We start from the raw sequence: 18,606 nt of genomic DNA on the forward strand, positions 1-18,606 counted from the left end.
ATGCCCCTGCCTGTCGCCGACCGTCTCCTGCCCGGCAAGCCCTACCCGCTCGGCGCCCACTGGGATGGACTCGGCGTCAATTTCGCGGTGTTCTCGGCCAATGCCTCGCGCATCGATGTCTGCCTGTTCTCGACGAACGGGCGCAAGGAAGTGGCGCGCATGCCGCTGCCGGAATGCACTGACGAGATCTGGCATGGCTACCTGCCCAATGTCGCGCTCGGCTCGCTGTACGGCTTCCGCGCCTTCGGCCCCTACCAACCGGCGCGCGGCCACCGCTTCAATCCCCACAAGCTGCTGCTGGATCCGTATGCGCGCCAGCTGAGCGGCCCGGTGCGCTGGTCCGACGCCCTGTTCGGCTACCGGCTGCAGAGCGCCCGCGCCGACCTGATACCCGATCGCCGCGACAGCGCGCCGACCATGCCCAAGGCCGTGGTGGTGGATGAGAGCTTCCATTGGGGCAACGACCGCCCGCCCGACGTACCCTGGCAGGAAACCGTCATCTACGAAGCACACCTGCGCGGGCTTTCGATGCTGCGTGACGACGTGCTGCCGAACCTGCGCGGCACCTTCGCCGCGCTGTGCGACCCGCGCTTGCTCGATCACCTGCTGCGCCTGGGCGTGACCGCCGTGGAGCTGCTGCCGGTGCATGCCATCCTGCAGGACCGCTTCCTGCTGGAGCGGGGACTGCGCAACTACTGGGGCTACAACACCCTGGCGTACTTCGCGCCGGAGCCCTCCTACCTCGCCAGCGGCCAGTTGCAGGAAATCAAGGTGGCGGTGCGGCGCCTGCATGCCGCCGGCATCGAAATCATCCTCGACGTGGTCTACAACCACACCTGCGAAGGCAACGAGCTGGGGCCCACGGTCTCCTGGCGCGGACTGGACAATGCGTCCTACTACCGCCTGGTAGCAGGCGACGAGCGCCACTACGTCAATCACACCGGCTGCGGCAACACCCTCGCCTTGTCGCATCCGCGCGTGCTGCAGATGGTGCTGGACTCCCTGCGATACTGGGTCGAGTGCTACCACGTGGACGGCTTCCGCTTCGACCTCGGCAGCGTGCTGGGGCGCGAGCGCGATGGCTTCGACGCCGGCTCGGCCTTCTTTGACGCCCTGCTGCAGGACCCGGTCCTGGCCCATGTCAAGCTGATCTCCGAACCCTGGGATCTCGGCCCCGACGGCTACCAGCTCGGCAACCACCCCCCCGGCTTCGCCGAATGGAACGACAAGTTCCGCGACACGGTACGCCGCTTCTGGCGCGGCGATGCGGGCCAGCGCGGCGAACTGGCGGCGAGGCTGTCGGGCTCGGCCGACCTGTTCGACCGGCGCCACCGGCGTCCGTGGGCGAGCATCAACTACATCACCGCGCATGACGGTTTCACGCTGGCCGACCTGGTCAGCTACCAGGCCAAGCACAACGAAGCGAACGGCGAAGACAACCGCGACGGCACCGACAACAACGCCAGTTCCAACTGGAGTACCGACGGCAGCCTGGAGGGACCGACCGACGATCCGGCCACGCTGGCACGGCGTGCCCGCGTGGCGCGCGCCTTGATGGCCACCCTGCTGCTGGCGCAGGGCACGCCCATGCTCACCGCCGGCGATGAGTGGGGCCGCAGCCAGCAAGGGAACAACAACGCCTATTGCCAGGACAATGGGCTGTCGTGGCTGGACTGGAAGCAGGCGCAGAGTGCCGCGGCGCAGCCCTTGCTGGGCGTCGTGGGCCGCCTGCTGGCATTGCGCCGGCGCCTGCAGGCGCGCGCCGCCAACCGATTCGCCCACGGCCAGCTTGCGCCGTCGCCGGGACTGGCGGACATCGCCTGGTTCGACCTCGACGGCCGCCCCCCCAGCCCCGAGTCCTGGGCGGATCCCGGGATCCGCACGCTGGCGCTGCGGCGTGCCGCCACCCAGCTTCAGCCCGGCCGTTCAGAGCCGCTGCGCCAGCCTGCGCAGCCGGCCGGCGGCGAGACGGTGCAAGTGACCCTGCTGCTGCTGAACGCCGGCGACACCGATGCGGTCTTCCATCTCCCGGAGCCGCCACTGCCATGGCAACTGGCCTTCGACAGCAGCCGCCCGGACGCCGGCGCGGCGGACCGGCCGCTCCCGGACACCACGCTGCAGGCGGTGCCAGCCCATTCCCTGGTGCTGCTGGAGGCACAGGCGCCACCGGCGGTGCAGGCAGACGCGCCACCACCACCCATGTCCCTCGCCGCACCGGAGCCCACCGCATGAACGTCGCCACCGCCCGCCCGGCGCCGCCGGCCACGCCTCTGCAGGCACTGGCCATGCGGGCCGGCGTGCAGCCGCTCTGGCTGGACGCCTGGGACCGGCCGTGCACGGTAGCGGACGATGTCCTGCGCCGGGTGCTGGCCGGGCTCGGGCTCGCCTGTGCGACGGACAGCCAGTGCGAGGCCTCGCGCGCGTGGCTCGATGCCGACGACGCCACCCAGCCACTGCCGCCTCTGCTGACCGCGGACCAGGAGGCGGTCGTCCACCTGCCCTGGCGGCCAGGCCCCGATCCGCGCTACCGGCTGGAGCTGGAGGACGGCCGCCATGTCGCCGGCACGGCAGCGCGCGAGGATGCGTACACCCTGAAGCTGCCGCCGGTCGGCACCTGCGGCTATCACCGTCTGTCCATCGGCGACGCGGAAACGACACTGGCCGTCGCTCCCAGCCGCTGCTACCTGCCCGAAGACGCCTTGCGCGAGGCGGGACGCCGGGCCCGCCGCGCGTGGGGCGTGGCGGTGCAACTCTACAGCCTGCGCCGCGGCGCGCCGGCCGGCCTGGGCGACCTCACCGCGCTGGCCATTTGCTGCCAGGCCGCCGCGCGCAAGCATGCCGATGCGGTTGCCATCACGCCCCTGCATGCCGGCTTCTCCGCGTTCCCGGAGCGCTTCAGCCCCTACGCGCCGTCCAGCCGCCTGTTCCGCAACCCGCTCTACGTGGATCCGTGCGCGTTGTTCGGACAAGGTGCCGTGGACAGCGCGGCAGCCGCCCTCGGCATCGGTCCGTTGCTGGCACGGCACGAGCGCCGCGCCAGGATCGACTGGGCCGCGCTATCGCCGCTGCGCTATGCCGTGCTGCGCTGGCTGTGGCAGCGCAGCGAACAGCTGCTGGCACCAGGCATGCTGCGCGCCTGCGCGGCCTTCCGCTCGCGTGGCGGCAGCGCCCTGCACGCCCATGCCTGCTACGAGGCCATCCAGGCCCGGCGCATGGCCGAAGCCGCAAACCGCATGCACACGCATGAGGCCGCCGACTGGCGTTGCTGGCCGGTGCCGCTGCGCTCGCCGGCAGATCCGGCGGTCACCGCCTTCGCCTCGGCCCACGCGGAAGAGATCGCCTACCACAGCTTCCTGCAATGGCTGGCCTGCGACGGCCTGGCGCGTGCCCAGCATGCCGCGCGCGAGGCCGGCATGGCCATCGGCATCATCGCCGACCTGGCCGTCGGCACCGATCCAGGCGGCAGCCACGCCTGGTCGCACCAGCAGGAGTTCCTCACCGGCTTTCACGCCGGTGCGCCGCCGGACCGGTATAACCCGCAGGGCCAGGACTGGGGCGGCGCGGTGTTCTCGCCGCGCCAGCTGCGCCGCCACGGCTATGCCGCGTTCATCGACACGCTGCGCGCCAACCTGGCCCATGCCGGCGGCCTGCGTATCGACCACGTGCTGGGACTGGCCCGCGTCTGGCTCGTGCCGGCCGGCGCCTCCGCCCGGGAAGGCGCCTACTTCAGCTTTCCGCTGCAGGACCTGCTGCGCCTGGTGGTGCTCGAATCGTGGCGGCATCGCGCCATCATCGTCGGTGAGAACCTGGGCACGGTGCCGGCCGAGTTCGACACCATGCTGTCGGCACATGGCGTGCTGGGTATCGGTGTGCTCTGGTTCGAGCGCGTGCCCTCCGACGCTCCCCCCGCCCCGGCGGAGTCGACCGCGACTACTGCGACTACCGCGACTACCGCGACTACTGCGGGCACTGCGACCACAGCGGACATCGCGGACACTGAAGCAACCGCCCCCCCGGCCTTCCTGCCCCCCGCGCTCTGGCCGGTGCAGGCCGTCGCGACTTCCTCGACGCATGACCTGCCCACCATCGCTGGCTGGTGGTGGGGACGCGATCTGGCATGGCGTGCGCGGCTCGGCCTGCTCGCCCCGGGCGAGTCGCTCCCCGCGGCACAAGGTATCCGCGCGCTCGAACGCACCGCGCTATGGCAGGCGCTGTGCGCGGCAGGCCTGGCCGGCGGCGCCGAGCCCGCCCGCGCGCAGGCGCCGGTCGAGGCGGTGCTGGCGTGGCTGGGGCGCACGCCAGCGGCGCTGCGCCTGGTCCCGCTGGAAGACCTGCTGGGCCTGCGCGAACAGCCCAATCTGCCTGGCACCACGAGCGGCCATCCCAACTGGCAGCGCCGGCTGGACGCCGACGTGCGCGACCTGTTCGACGCGCCCGCGATCCGCGCGCGCGCCGCCGCCCTGCGCAGCGGCCGCCTGCGGGGCGCGCCGCCGCCCCTGCCAGGAACCCGCCCAACCGGAGCCAGCCCATGACGGAAGCCATCCGCAACGGACATGCGGACGAAACCCGCACGGCGATGTCCTGCGCCATCATCCGGCGCGCCTTCCTGGACCATGTCTTCCATACGCAAGGCAAGCTGCCCGGGCACGCCGGACCGAACGATCTCTATCAAGCGCTTGCGCATACCGTGCGCGACCGCCTGGTCCAGCGCTGGATCAGCACGTCGGAAGCCTATCTCGGCCAGCCCTCGCGCACCGTCGCCTATCTGTCGGCGGAGTTCCTGGTGGGGCCTCACCTGGGCAACAACCTGGTCAACCTGGGCATCTACGACGAGGTGCAGGCGGCCATGCATTCGCTCGGCCTGGATCTCGACGACATCCTCCGGCAGGAGGACGAGCCGGGCCTGGGAAATGGCGGCCTGGGGCGGCTGGCGGCATGCTTCATGGACTCTCTCGCCACGCTGGAGATCCCTGCGCTGGGCTACGGCATCCGCTACGAGTACGGCATCTTCCACCAGGCCATCGTCGATGGCGTGCAGGTCGAGCAGACCGACAGCTGGCTGCGCCGCGGCAACCCGTGGGAGATCCAGCGCGCGGAATGGACGGTGGAGGTCCGCCTGGGCGGCCATACCGAGCACTATACCGATGAACATGGCTGCTACCGTGTGCGCTGGGTCCCGGCCAAGACGGTGGCCGGCGTGCCGTTCGACTCGCCGATCCTCGGCTACCGCGTCAACACGGTGAACACGTTGCGCCTGTGGCGCGCCGAGGCCACCGAGGCATTCGACTTCCCCACCTTCAACCGCGGCGATTACCTGGGCGCGGTGAGCAAGAAGGTGACCTCGGAGAACCTGACCAAGGTGCTTTACCCCAATGACGAAACGCAGCAAGGCAAGGAACTGCGCCTGGAGCAGCAGTACTTCTTCGTGGCGTGCTCGCTGCGGGACATGCTGCGCCTGCTGGCGGCCGACGGCATGCCGGTGCGGAGGTTCCACGAGAAATTCGCCATCCAGCTCAACGACACCCATCCGGCCATCGGCATCGCCGAGCTGATGCGCCTGCTGGTGGACGAGCACGACGTGCCATGGGACGAGGCCTGGGCGATCACCTGCCAGTCCTTTGCCTACACCAATCACACGCTGCTTCCCGAGGCATTGGAACAGTGGCCGCTGCCGCTCTTCTCCCGCGTGCTGCCGCGGCACCTGGAGATCCTGCTCGAGATCAACGCCCGCTTCCTCGACGAGGTGCGCATCCGCTTCTACGGCGACAGCGCCCGCCTGACGCGGCTGTCGCTGATCGACGAGCACGGCGAGCGCCACGTGCGCATGACCAACCTGGCCTGCGTGGGCAGCCATGCCATCAATGGCGTGGCGGCGCTGCATTCGCGCCTGATGCGCGAAGACGTGCTGAAGGACTTCTTCGACATGTGGCCGGAGAAATTCACCAGCATCACCAACGGCGTGACGCCGCGGCGCTGGCTGGCGCTATCCAACCCGCGCCTGTCGAAACTGGTGTGCGAGGCGATCGGCAAGGACTGGATCTCGGACGCGGAGCGCCTGCATGCGCTGGAGCCGCTTGCCGACGACGCCGGCTTCCGCCATCTGTGGCAGGCGGTGCGGCGGGAGAACAAGCTCGACCTTGCGCAACTGGTGCGCCAGAGCACGGGCATGGTGGTGGATCCGGCATCGATGTTCGATGTGATGGTCAAGCGCATCCACGAATACAAGCGCCAGCACCTGGCCGTGCTGCATATCATCGCGCTCTATCACCGCATCAAGTGCGATCCGGACGCCGACATCGTGCCGCGCACCTTCCTCTTCGGCGGCAAGGCGGCGCCTGGCTACCAATACGCCAAGCTGATGATCCGCTTCATCACCAGCGTGGCCGATGTCGTCAATCGCGACCCCCAGGTGCGCGACCGGCTCAAGGTCGTGTTCCTGCCGAATTTCAACGTCACCTGCGGACAACGCATCTATCCGGCCGCCGACCTGTCGGAGCAGATCTCGCTGGCGGGCAAGGAGGCCTCCGGCACCGGCAACATGAAGTTCGCCATGAACGGCGCGCTCACCATCGGCACCTTGGACGGTGCCAATATCGAGTTGCGCGATGCCATCGGCGCCGACAACTTCTTCGACTTCGGGCTCAGCGTCCCGCAGGTACAGGCTTTGCGCGAAGATGGCTACGACGCCAGTGCGTGCTACCGTGGCAACGCGGAGCTGCGGGCCGTCATGGACCTGATCCGCCAGGGATTCTTCTCACACGGCGACGCGACACGATTCGACCTCCTGTTCGACGAACAGCTGCGGCACGATCCCTATTTCCTGCTGGCGGACTTCGCTTCCTACGTGGATTGCCAGCGGCAGGCCAGCGCCGCCTTCAGCGATCCGGCACGCTGGCAGCGCATGTCGGTGCTGTCATGCGCGCGCTCGGGGTGGTTCTCCTCCGACCGCGCCATCCGGGAATACTGCGATCGGATCTGGAAGGTGAAAGCCGTGCCGGTGCGCTTGCTGCATCGCGCCAGCGGGGCACCGCGGCATGCGGAAGCCGCGGCACACGCGGGAGGGAAGCCATGACGGATTCCGGATGCCAACGCCGCGGTGGCGCTTTCGGCAGCGATTCCACCTCGACCGCCCCTTGCGGGCCGGCCGCGAGCGCCGCGCATGGCCACAGCGCCGGCGGCGCGCCGGCTGCAACCCACGCGCCGCATGACTATGCCTTTGGTCCGGCCTGGCTCCCCGACGGCCAGGTGCTGTTCCGCCTGTGGGCACCCGACGCGCAGCGCCAGGGCCGGGCAGTCGCGCTGGAACTGGCCGGCACGGAGCGGATCCGCATGGCACCGGGCGATGACGGCTGGTTCCGCGCGCTGGCGCCCTGCCGCGACGGCACGCGTTACCGGTTCCGGCTGGACGACGGCACCGCCGTGCCCGACCCGGCTTCGCGCTGGCAGCCCGACGATGTGCGCGGAGCGAGCGTCGCCTGCCTGCCCGAGGCGGTCCGCGCCTATCCCTGGCAACGTCCCGACTGGCACGGGCGCCCCTGGCACGAAGCCATCCTCTACGAAATGCACGTCGGCCTGTGCGGCGGCTATGCGGGCGCGACGGCGCAACTGGAGCGCCTGGCGGCAATGGGCTTCACCGCAGTGGAACTGATGCCGCTGGCCGAGTTCCCGGGCCGGCGCAACTGGGGCTACGACGGCGTGCTCCTGTTCGCGCCGGAATCCAGCTACGGCACGCCGGATGCATTGCGCGCGCTGGTGGACCGCGCGCACTGCCTGGGCATGATGGTACTGCTGGACGTGGTCTACAACCATTTCGGCCCGGAAGGCAACTACCTGCCGCGCTACGCCGCCTCCTTCTTCCGCGCCGACCGGCACACGCCGTGGGGCGCCGCCATCGATTTCAGGCAGCCCGAGGTACGGCGGTTCTTTACCGAGAACGCGCGCTATTGGCTGGATGAATTCCGTTTCGATGGGCTGCGTCTCGATGCCGTGCATGCCATCGAGGACGAAGGCTGGCTGGCCGAGCTGCCGGCCGCGTTGCGCGCCAGCCTGCCAGGCGCGCGCACACCGCGCCGCCGCATCCACCTGATCCTGGAGAACGACCACAACGATGCCGGCCTGCTGCACGCCGGCTACGATGCACAATGGAACGATGACGCCCACCATGCGCTGCACGTCCTGCTGACCGGCGAAACGGCGGGCCACTACCACGATTACACGGCAGCCGCCGGCACGGCTGGCACGGACCGCAGCGAGATCGTCGATGGGCAAGCCGCCGGCAGCCCGCCGCTGCGGCACCTGGCGCGCGTGCTGAGCCAGGGCTTCGCCTGGCAAGGCGAGGTTTCGCCCTACCGAACGCGGCTGCACGGCGGCGCGGCGGGGCAGGCGGTGGCGCCGGTACGGCGCGGCCGGCCCAGCGCGCAGCTCCCGCCCACCGCCTTCGTCTGCTTCCTGCAGAACCACGATCAGGTCGGCAATCGCGCCCTGGGCGAGCGGCTGACCACGCTGGCGGGCGCCGACGCGCTGCGCGCCGCGGTGGCCCTGCAACTGCTTTGTCCGCAGATCCCGCTGGTCTTCATGGGCGAGGAAGGAGGCGCGAGCACACCGTTCCTTTACTTCACCGATCATCCGCCGCCACTGGCCGCAGCCATCCGCGCGGGACGCCGCCGCGAGTTCGCCGCCACCGCGCCGCACGGCGACGACGCTCGCCTCGCCGCCGTGCCGGACCCGAACGACCCCGCCGCGTTCGAGGCATCGCGCCCCTGCCTGGAGCCGGAAAGCGAGTGGACGCACTACTATCGCACCCTGCTCGCGATCCGCCGCCGGCAGCTGCTGCCTCGTCTGGCGGGATGCCGCAGCGCGGGGGTCGACATCCTCGGCACGGCCGCCCTTTGCGCACGCTGGCGGCTCGGCGACGGCACCTGCCTCACGCTCTGGCTGAACCTCGGCGGCGCACCGGTGCCTTGCGGCACGCTGCCCGCCGAAGCCATCCTGCTGCACGAAAGCGGCGTCGGACGGGCCGCGGCGCTCGAGCGCGGCATCTTGATGCCCTGCAGCGCCATTGCCACGCTTTGCGCGCAGGTGGCGGCGCATGATCATGTACACAGCACCCGCACGACCTGACCTGCCGGCCGGCTCCCCGCTCCCCCGCGTGCCGATGCCGCCGCGCGCCACCGCCCGCCTGCAACTGCAGCCGGGCTTCACGCTCGACGATGCCGGCGGGGTGGTCGGCTACTATGCGGCCCTCGGCGTGAGCCATCTCTACCTGTCGCCGGTGTTCGGCGCACGGCCAGGCTCGACGCACGGCTACGACGTCACGGACTACACCCGCGTGCGTGACGAACTCGGCGGGGATGCGGCCTTGGCCACGCTGGCACGCCGCGCGCGCGCGGCCGGGCTGGGCCTGATCCTGGACATCGTGCCCAATCACATGGCGGCGGATGCGACCCACAATGCGTGGTGGCGCGACGTGCTGGCCAACGGCCCCGAGAGCGAGTTCGCCGGCTTCTTCGACATCAATTGGAAGGCGCACGATCCCGGCCTGCGCGGCAAGGTGCTGGTACCCATCCTGCGCCACACCTACTGGGAGTCGCTGACGCGAGGCGACGTCGAGCTGGTGCCGGCGGGCCCGCACGGCCCCGCCTTCCTGCGTTATTTCGAACAAGAGATGCCACTGGCGCCGGGCAGCCTCGACGCGCGATCGGCCGCGGATCCGGCCTGGTTCGATGCCGCGCGCGAAGGCGGCCGTGAGCGCCTGCATGCGCTGCTCGAACGCCAGCACTATCGCCTGGCCTGGTGGCGCACGGCCGCCACGGCGCTGAACTGGCGGCGCTTTTTCGAGATCAGCGATCTCGTGGGCCTGCGCCAGGAGCACCGTCCGGCGTTCGACGCCACGCACGCGCTGGTCTTCCGCTTGCTGCGGGAAGGCCATATCGATGGGGTACGCGTCGATCATGTCGACGGCCTGGCCGACCCGGCCGCGTACTGCCGGCGCCTGCGCGCGGAACTGGCGGTCCATGCGCAGCGCCGCCCCGCCTCCATGCCGCTGCGGCATCCGTGGCTCGTGGTGGAGAAGATCCTGGCGTCCGGCGAGGCCCTGCCGCAGGACTGGCAGGTCGACGGCACCACCGGCTATGACTTCATGGACCAGGTGTCCGCGGTACTGCATGATCCGGCCGGCGCGGCGCCGCTGGATGGCTTGTGGCGGCGCATCGCCGGGGAGCGGGAGGACTACGCGCGCGTGCTGGCGACGGCGCGCCGCCAGATCCTGACGCGCCATCTGGTCGCCGAGTATGAGTCCGCCCGCATCGGGCTGCATGCCTGGGCGGCATCCAATCCCGCCACCCGCGACCTGAGCGGGGCGGCGCTGGGCGCCGCACTGTCGGCGCTGCTGGTCGCCATTCCGGTCTACCGTTGCTATTTCGACGGCCACCTGGCAGGACGCGATGACGAGGCCGCCAGCGCCGAAGCCACGATGCTGCGCCGGGCCGCGCGGCGCGCGCGCGCCGGGCTGGCGCCGGAGGAATCCACTGCGCTGGACTTCATCCTGGGCTGCCTGCGCGCACCGTATCCGTCCAGGGCGAACGGCAGCGCTGTCGCGCAGATCCGCCGGCAACTGCAACAATTGATGCCTGCCCTGGCGGCCAAGGCCGGGGAAGACACGGCGTTCTACCGCTATGGCCGGCTGCTGTCCCGCAATGAAGTCGGCAGCCTGCCCGCGACGCTCGCCACGGCCCCCATGCACTTCCACGCCGAGATGGCCGCGCGGCACCTCGCCTTTCCGCATGCGATGCTGGCCACTGCCACGCATGACCACAAGCGCGGCGAGGATGCCCGCATGCGCCTGGCGGTGCTGAGCGAACTGAGCCCGGAATGGACGGAAGCCGTGACCGCGTGGGAGCGCGCGTGCGAACCGCTGCTGGCGACCCTGCCGCAGCAACCGGACCCGACCGACCGGCTGATGCTGTACCAGTCCCTGATTGGTGCGTGGCCGATGCCGCCGGATGCGCTGGCGCACCATGGCGAGCCCGGCATCTTCCTGCAGCGCATCGGCGAGTGGCAACGCAAGGCCATCCGTGAAGCGAAACTGCACGGTAACTGGACCCGGCCCGACCTGAACTATGAAGCCGCATGCGAGGCATTCCTCCGCGGCCTGGCGCTCGACTGGCCCGGGTCGGGCGTGCTGGTCCGCATCGGCCAATTCGCGCGGCGCCTGGCACCGGCCGGCGCGCTCAACAGCCTGGCGCAGGCCTTGATCCAGCTCACGGCGCCAGGCGTTCCCGACCGCTATCAAGGGTGCGAAGGCTGGGATCTCAGCCTGGTCGATCCCGACAACCGGCGCATGCCGGACTTCGATCGCCAGACGGCGCAATTGCACGATGCCGCAGGCTGGGCACACTGGCTCGACCACTGGCAGGATGGACGCGTCAAGCAGCAATTGATCCATCATGCCCTGGCAGCCAGGCGCGAGTCCGAACCCTTGTTCTCGCAGGGCCGTTACCAGCCCCTGACCGCCGACGGACCGCTGGCGTCGCAGGTGCTCGCCTTTGCGCGCACGTCCGGCGCCAGCCGTGCCGTCACGATCGCCACCCGCCTGTCGGCACGGCTGGTCGACCGCGCCCTGCCGCGTATCCCGCCGGGCTGCTGGACCCATACCGCACTCGATATGCGCGCGCCGCACGGCAGCCGATGGAGGGATGCCCTCACCGGGCAGCACCTGGTTGCGACCGACGGCACGCTGCCGATGAGCGAGATACTCATGCTGCTGCCGGTGGCCCTGCTGTTCCGTCAATCATGAACATCGATGGCGTCGGTCCTACGTACTGCACGTACTGCACGTACTGCGCGCACCGCAGCGTGACCGTCCCGGCCGGCCACGACGCCTTCGCACGCGCCGGACAGCGGGCGCCCGGTATCGCCGGAACCATCATCGCGAAGCCGGATTCCAATCATGGAGCGCTGGCGCCGGCCTGGCGGAACAGCGTTGTACCACTCAGCCGGGCGGTCTTGCGCCCCGCACGCCTGCGCAGATGCAGCGCATGAGATCCAGGATCGCGCGTTGCGCGTGGAATCTTGCCTTGGCGGCCGCACCGCCCTGCTCGACGGAGGATTGCCCATGCCAGCGGCCATCGAAGACTATGCCCTGATCGGGAATTGCGAAACGGCCGCACTGGTCAGCCGCAGAGGCAGCCTGGACTGGCTATGCCTGCCGCGCTTCGACGCGCCGGCCTGCCTGGCCGCGCTGCTGGGGACCCGCGAGCAAGGCCGCTGGCGCCTGGCCCCGGCCGCACCGGGCGCCAGCATGCGGCAGCACTATCATCCCGGCAGCCTGGTACTGGAAACGGTCTTCGATCAAGGCGATGGCGAAGCCGCCTTGATCGACTTCATGCCGCTGCGCCGGAACGGTACGCCGCACGGTACGCGTTCCGATGTGATCCGCATCGTGCGCGGCCTGCGCGGCACGGTACGCATGCGGATGGACCTGACCTTGCGCTTCGACTACGGCGCCACCGTTCCCTGGGTCACACGGCTTGCGCACGAACCGGGCCTGCAAGCCGTAGCCGGCCCGGACATGGTGATATTGCGCACGCCGATACCGCTGCAAGGCCGGGGGCTGGCCACCATTGGCGAATTCTCCGTCGAGGCCGGCCAGGACGTACCGTTCCTCTTCACCTGTTCGCCCTCGCACCTGGCCTTGCCCGTCGCGCTCGATGCGCTGCGCGAGCTTGAACGGACGGATCGCTGGTGGCAGCGCTGGTCCGACCGCTGTACGGTCGGCGGAATCTGGCAGGAACCCGTCCGTCGTTCGCTGCTCACGCTCAAGGCGCTGACGTACCGTCCGACCGGAGGCGTGGTCGCGGCACCGACCACTTCCCTGCCGGAAGTGCCCGGCGGCGTGCGTAACTGGGACTACCGCTACTGCTGGTTGCGCGATGCCACGCGCACCTTGCTGGCGCTGATGTCCGCCGGCTACTACGAGGAAGCCGAGGCCTGGCGCAACTGGCTGACCCGTACCGTGGCCGGCAGCCCTGGCCAGGCTCAGATCATGTATGGCCTCGGCGGCGAGCGCCATCTGTGGGAGAGGGAACTGGACTGGCTTCCCGGTTACCGCGGCGCGCGCCCGGTGCGGGTGGGCAATCTTGCCGCGACCCAGCTCCAGCTGGACGTGTATGGCGAAGTCATGGATGCCCTGTACCACGCACGGCTGGGCGGCCTGCGCCACGACCCGGCCTCCTGGGCACTGCAGCGAGCGCTGATCGGCCATCTGGAATCGATCTGGACGCTACCGGACCAGGGGATCTGGGAAGTACGCAGCGGCGGTCATCCTTTCACCTTCTCCAAGGCCATGGCCTGGGTGGCACTGGACCGGGCCATCAAGACCGTGGAGATGCACGACTGGCCAGGCCCGGTGTCCCGCTGGCGTGCGCTGCGGGCGGCGATCCGGTCCGACGTTCTCGCCCACGGATACAATGCCGCGCGCCGCTGCTTCGTCCAATGCTACGGCGGCGACGCCACCGACGCCAGCCTGCTGCTGCTGCCGATGCTGGGCTTCATCGAGGGCGACGACCCCCGCATGCTCGGCACCATCGAGGCGGTCGAACGGGACCTGATGGCGCACGGCCTGGTGCGCCGCTATACCAGTGAGGCGGCGCCGGACGGTCTGCCGGGAGACGAGGGAGCCTTCCTGGCCTGCAGCTTCTGGCTGGCCGATGCCTATGCCCTGGCCGGGCGCCTGCAACAGGCGCGCGAGCTGTTCGAACGCATGCTCCGCTTGTGCAACGGGGTGGGCCTGCTGGCCGAAGAGTTCGATCCGCGCAGGCGCCATATGGCTGGAAACTTTCCGCAGGCCTTGTCGCACATCGCCTTGGTCAATACGGCGCTCCTGCTCGACAGGCTTGGCGCATCGTCTTGACCCCTGCACGGCGGCTCCGGTGGCACTGGCGAATCGGCCGCGGCCGGCGCAATGGTGCCACGCGTGCCCCGGCAGCGGCACCCTGCCAGCTTCGATCCGCCTCGATCTCCATCGGCGGCCTTGCGCCCATGTCCCGACTTCCAGCGTCAGGCAATAACGCCTTGACGCTTCACAACTAGCGCCCGTACCGCCCCACGATGCTCATGGCGCTGAGCGTATGGCCCTTGAGGGCCGCGAACAGCTCATCCCGGGTCAACCCGGGCGGCAACGCATCGGGCTCCAGCCTGGTCGCGATCACGGTGATCGTGTAATGGTGCGGCAGGTCGCCGACGGTCGGGCATGGGCCGCGATACGCGGCTTCGTCGCCGACGTTCTTGCCGAGCGTGATGCCATGTCCGCCGCCCTTGCCATCGCCCTCCTTCAACTGCCCGCGTTCCGGTGCGACGTTGTAGGCAACCCAGTGCGAGACGCCCATCCCGCCCGCGCCATCGGGATCCCACATCATGATGGCCAGGGACCTGGTGCCGGCTGGCAGGTTGGCCCAGGACAACTGGGGCGAGACCCCCTTGCCGCCACAGGCAGCGCCGCCGCTGTCGGCGCCGTCATTGGCATAGCGGGAGGCGATGGTGCCCGCGTCGGCAAACGACGTGGAAGATATCTGCATGCCGGCCGCGTGGGCGGTGGCGCCGCCCAGCAGGAGCAGCGCGCCGGCGACCGGCGCGCAGAGATGTCTGGTGAGTATCATGCGTATCCTCCGGTGAGGTGCGGACGCTGCGGGCAAGGCGTGCGATCCCGCCGCGGCGGCTGCATGCCCGCAGCGCGCGACGACGGCAGCGCAGACGGCATGGCCATTTTCGCTTGCAGCGCAATCATGCGTTGGACCCTTTGGCCCAAGGGAAAATCCCGATCGCAGCGTATCGCAGACGCCCATCGCCCGGGGGCGCACCAGCGTGGCATCGTCGCCCCGCCACGGGATGTGACGCAGCGGCCGGCTCCTGGCACCGTGGGCGCGCAAGGCGCCCCGGGGCCATTCATCCGGCCAGGCCCTTGTTCGGGTTGATCAGGAACTTCTCCCCCGTCGCGCGCTTGTTGTAGACGGCGATGACGTCCAGGTCCAGCACCTCGGCCAGCGAGATCTCCTTCGAGTAGTGGCTGGCAAAGGTGGTCTTCAGCTCCGCCACCACGCGTTGCTTCAGCGCGTTGGCCCGCTCGCGCCCGATCTTCTGCAGGAACGGAAACAGCAGCCAGCCGCCCATGCCCCAGGCCATGCCGAAGTTGCGGCTGAACTCGGTCGGGCTGGTGTCCAGGCCGCCGTAGAGATAGACCTGCTTGTGGGTGGTCGAGCCATAGCGGCTGTACTCTCTGGCCGTCCTGTTCAAGGCCGCTTCCATGCAGCTGAGGATCTGGCCGCCGAGCTTGCCGCCGCCCGTGGCATCGAAGGCGATGGTCGCGCCCGTGGCGACGAGTGCCTCCGTAAGGTCCTGCATGAAGGTGGGCGACGCGGCGTTGCAGACGTAGACCGCACCTTGCGCCTTGAGCAGGTCCGCCTGCTCCTGCTTGCGCACGATGTTCACCAGCTGGATGCCATCCTTGAGACAGATCCGGTTGAGCATCTGGCCCAGGTTGGAGGCCGCGGCGGTGTGCACCAGGGCGCTATGCCCCTCGAGCCGCATGGTCTCGACCATGCCCAGCGCGGTGAGCGGGTTGACGAATGACGACGCGCCATCCGCCGCCGTGGCGCCTTCGGGCAGGACCAGGCACTGGTCGACGGGAACGCAGCGGTACTGCGAGTACATCGCACCGCCGATGGCGGCCACGGTCTTGCCGATCAAGGCTTGCGCCGCAGGGGACGAGCCGGCCTCGACGACCACGCCCGCGCCCTCATTGCCAACCGGCATGGAGGCATCCAGGCGGCCCGCCATGCTGCGCATCGCGGCTTCCGGCACGCGCGCGGTGACGACGGGGCGCTCGGCCGTGCCGCTGGCCTTGGCCGTGCTCATGTCGGCTGCACCGAACAGCAGGCCCAGATCCGACGGGTTGAGGGGTGAGGCTTCCATGCGGATGAGCACTTCATCCGGGCCGGGCTGCGGCACGTCGATGCTGTCCAGCGACAGCTGGAGTTCGCCGCTGCGCTGGATCTGCGAACGAAGTTGAAGTGCGGTGGGCATTCGATGTCTCCTTGGCCTGTCGGTTTGTGGTGAACGGGGCGGCAGCGGGGGCTGTCTTCGCCGGCAGTCAGCAATGTAGCAAGTTCCGGCAAACCCCGTACTGGGCCGGAAAATCAGGTCATGCGTCAGCCGACAGGCCCTCATGCACCGCACTGATAGTGGGAATAGTGGGGATAGTGGTGGATCGATCGATCCGCCGGCGGTCAGCCGTCCGGCCATCCCCCCCCCCGAGGACGTTGCCGCGGCACAGGTGCTTGTGTTCGCCACCTCTCCGGCTAGACTGGAAAGTACGGACGTAGGCTGCCTGTGCGGCAGCCGGCCCTCGCGCATCGCGCATCGTGCTTCGCGCCTCGCGCGGCTGGCCGACGAGCGCGCGGGCCGCTCCGGCAAGGAGACGGCATGGAGCGCTCCATGGCGAGACTCGAACAAGGCGTTGCATCCAGACTGGCGCGGAGCATGGCGGCCGGCGCGGTCATGCTCGCGGCGGCCGCCTTCGTCGCGTCGGCCGATGCCCAGCCCGTCGTCACAGGGCCGCTCAGCATCAACGGGTCGCTCCTCGTCCTCGGGCCGGTGACCGTCGATGGCTCGCTGACGGTGGCCGGGGACATCTATGCGCGCGGCCCGGTCACGGCGGCATGGATCGAACGGATTTCTCGCGGCGAACCCGCTGCACGCAGGTTCTGGGGCGACAACACGATTCGCGGCCCGCTGACCGTGCACGGTCCGCTGGTCGTGCACGGCGATCTGGAGGCGCATGGCCCGATCACCGTCGATGGCCCCATCGGGGCCGTCGGGCGCGTGGGCGCGGAAGGCCCGGTTACCGAGCGCCGCTGAATGCGAGCCGGGCGGAGCGTCTGCGGGTCTGTACCGTTCCTCAGGGGACACCCGGGCGAGACCCGCCGTGCGGCCGCCTGCAGTCGAGTTTCTTGGTTGCTGGACGAACCTCGTCAAACGACCACGACGGAATCGAGACTCGTCGTCGCATCCGCAGGCACCGGTCAAGCTGTCGAGGCCTTCACACGCCGCGCCAGGTCGGCAAGGCGTACCTGCGCGAGGCGCCGCAGCAGGGCCTCCTCCGCCGCACCCAGCGCATCCTCGAGGACCTGATTGACAGCGGATTCCACCGGGCAGGCCGGATTGTCATTCGCCGCACCGAGCGCGAACGCACTCTTATGCGCGATCGCGGCATAGATGTCCCGCACCGTCAGTTCGCCGAGCCCACGGCAAAGCACCCAGCCCCCCTTGGGGCCGGCAATCGACTCGACGTAACCGGCTTCACGCAGCGCGGCCATGGTGCGCCGAACCAGTGACGGCTGGGTGTGCAGCATTTGCGCGATCGTGTCGGAGGTGGTCGTACCGCCGCGCAGGTGCATATGAATGAGCACGTGCAGAAGCCGGGCCAGCCGCGTATCTCGTTGCATTTTCTTGGGGTAGGAAATCCGTGACATTTGATGTTACGATTTCGCGTGAGATTAAGCAAACATCGGAGCGCGATCGTGCCGGCATTCACTCAGTCCTTTATCGAAACCAACGGCGTCCGCCTGCGCGTTGCCTCCCAGGGCGCCGGACCGCTGGTACTGCTGCTCCACGGGTTCCCCGAGACGTCGTACACGTGGCGGCATCAGCTGGCGGCCTTGTCGAGTGCCGGATTCCACGCCGTTGCCCCCGATCTGCGCGGCTACGGTGCCAGCGACTGTCCGATGAATCCACAGCAGTACTCGACCCTGGACATCGTCGGCGACCTCGTGGGAATCCTGGACACGCTCGGACAATCCAACGCGGTGGTGGTCGGCAACGATTGGGGGGCAACCATCGCCTGGCAAGCCGCACAACTGCGCCCCGATCGCTTTCGCGCCGTTGCGGCGCTCGGGGTTCCCATGATGGCCCGGGCCCCGCTGGCGCCAAGCCGGCTTTTTCCGCTGACCGAGCAGGCTTGGTTCTACACGCATTACTTCGCCCAGGCTGGGCAGGCCGAGCGCGAGTTCGAGCGGGATGTCGCCGCTACCCTGCGAAGGATTTACTTCTGGGCATCGGGCGAGGCCGGCCCGCGCGACGACCAGACCCCCAATCCCTTCGGGCTGGTTGCGCGTGAGGCGGGGCTCCTCGACACCCTGCCCGAACCTGCCTCGCTACCCGGCTGGCTCGACGGCGCTGACTTCGATACCTTGGTGAGCGCATTCCAGGCGTCTGGATTCCGCGGTGGCCTGAGCTATTACCGTAACCTGGATCGGAACTGGGATCTGCAAGCGGCCTTCAACGGCCTGCTCGTCCAGGTTCCGGCCCTGTATCTTGTCGGCGAGCGGGATCCCGGCCTGGCGATTCCAGGCATGCGCGACATCATCGGCGCCATGCCGAAGCTCGTCCCCGATCTGCGCGATTCCCGCATCATTCCGCGCGCGGGCCACTGGCTGCAGCAGGAAGCCCCTGGCCATGTCAACGACGCCTTGATCGAGTTCCTGCGCAGTCTGTAGCAGCCGTTGATCGATCGGCGATCGATAGCAGCCGCTCGCCGCCATCACGGGATGGCCG

At 69.3% G+C, this 18,606-nt stretch carries 11 protein-coding genes; 8 read left to right on the forward strand and 3 right to left on the reverse strand.

Annotation, left to right across the window (positions count from 1 at the left end; translation table 11 throughout):
• The 6 genes from glgX to BKK79_RS20990 all read left to right on the forward strand — a co-directional run bounded on the left by glgX (window position 1) and on the right by BKK79_RS20990 (window position 13,909).
• The gene (glgX, locus tag BKK79_RS20965; RefSeq protein ID WP_071038662.1) at window positions 1-2,232 is read left to right on the forward strand and encodes a glycogen debranching protein GlgX; all 2,232 of its coding nucleotides are present in this window, start codon (window positions 1-3) and stop codon (window positions 2,230-2,232) included.
• Entirely contained in the window at window positions 2,229-4,532 is a 2,304-nt protein-coding gene (malQ, locus tag BKK79_RS20970; RefSeq protein ID WP_071038663.1) for a 4-alpha-glucanotransferase, read from the forward strand. The genes glgX and malQ overlap by 4 nt, the downstream gene beginning before the upstream one ends.
• The gene (locus BKK79_RS20975) at window positions 4,529-7,072 is read left to right on the forward strand and encodes a glycogen/starch/alpha-glucan phosphorylase (protein WP_071038664.1); all 2,544 of its coding nucleotides are present in this window, start codon (window positions 4,529-4,531) and stop codon (window positions 7,070-7,072) included. Before malQ ends, BKK79_RS20975 begins: the two co-directional genes overlap by 4 nt.
• Window positions 7,069-9,120 carry a malto-oligosyltrehalose trehalohydrolase gene (gene treZ, locus BKK79_RS20980; protein WP_084084987.1) on the forward strand — a complete coding sequence of 684 codons (2,052 nt, stop codon included), beginning with the start codon at window positions 7,069-7,071 and terminating at the stop codon, window positions 9,118-9,120. The genes BKK79_RS20975 and treZ overlap by 4 nt, the downstream gene beginning before the upstream one ends.
• Window positions 9,095-11,794 carry a malto-oligosyltrehalose synthase gene (treY, locus tag BKK79_RS20985; protein WP_442873272.1) on the forward strand — a complete coding sequence of 900 codons (2,700 nt, stop codon included), beginning with the start codon at window positions 9,095-9,097 and terminating at the stop codon, window positions 11,792-11,794. Before treZ ends, treY begins: the two co-directional genes overlap by 26 nt.
• 318 nt (window positions 11,795-12,112) lie before the next feature.
• On the forward strand, window positions 12,113-13,909 hold the full coding sequence (locus BKK79_RS20990) for a glycoside hydrolase family 15 protein (protein WP_071018923.1): 1,797 nt from the start codon (window positions 12,113-12,115) through the stop codon (window positions 13,907-13,909).
• A gap of 175 nt (window positions 13,910-14,084) precedes the next feature.
• Here the strand turns inward: BKK79_RS20990 and BKK79_RS20995 are convergent, their stop codons facing one another.
• Both BKK79_RS20995 and BKK79_RS21000 read right to left on the reverse strand, forming a co-directional pair.
• A complete protein-coding gene (locus tag BKK79_RS20995; RefSeq protein ID WP_071038666.1) occupies window positions 14,085-14,654 on the reverse strand; it encodes a YbhB/YbcL family Raf kinase inhibitor-like protein in 570 nt (189 codons plus the stop codon).
• Between the two features lie 286 nt (window positions 14,655-14,940).
• The gene (locus tag BKK79_RS21000) at window positions 14,941-16,077 is read right to left on the reverse strand and encodes a zinc-binding dehydrogenase (RefSeq protein ID WP_071038667.1); all 1,137 of its coding nucleotides are present in this window, start codon (window positions 16,075-16,077) and stop codon (window positions 14,941-14,943) included.
• A gap of 399 nt (window positions 16,078-16,476) precedes the next feature.
• Between BKK79_RS21000 and BKK79_RS21005 the strand changes: the two genes are divergently transcribed.
• Window positions 16,477-16,911, forward strand: coding sequence for a hypothetical protein (locus tag BKK79_RS21005; RefSeq protein ID WP_071038668.1), 435 nt, complete (start codon window positions 16,477-16,479; stop codon window positions 16,909-16,911).
• Window positions 16,912-17,075: 164 nt separating this feature from the next.
• Here the strand turns inward: BKK79_RS21005 and BKK79_RS21010 are convergent, their stop codons facing one another.
• Entirely contained in the window at window positions 17,076-17,525 is a 450-nt protein-coding gene (locus BKK79_RS21010; RefSeq protein WP_335582934.1) for an Rrf2 family transcriptional regulator, read from the reverse strand.
• A gap of 48 nt (window positions 17,526-17,573) precedes the next feature.
• Between BKK79_RS21010 and BKK79_RS21015 the strand changes: the two genes are divergently transcribed.
• A complete protein-coding gene (locus BKK79_RS21015) occupies window positions 17,574-18,548 on the forward strand; it encodes an alpha/beta fold hydrolase (protein ID WP_232346417.1) in 975 nt (324 codons plus the stop codon).
• Window positions 18,549-18,606: the final 58 nt, after the last annotated feature.

The organism is Cupriavidus sp. USMAA2-4 (assembly GCF_001854305.1).
GTDB lineage: Bacteria > Pseudomonadota > Gammaproteobacteria > Burkholderiales > Burkholderiaceae > Cupriavidus > Cupriavidus malaysiensis.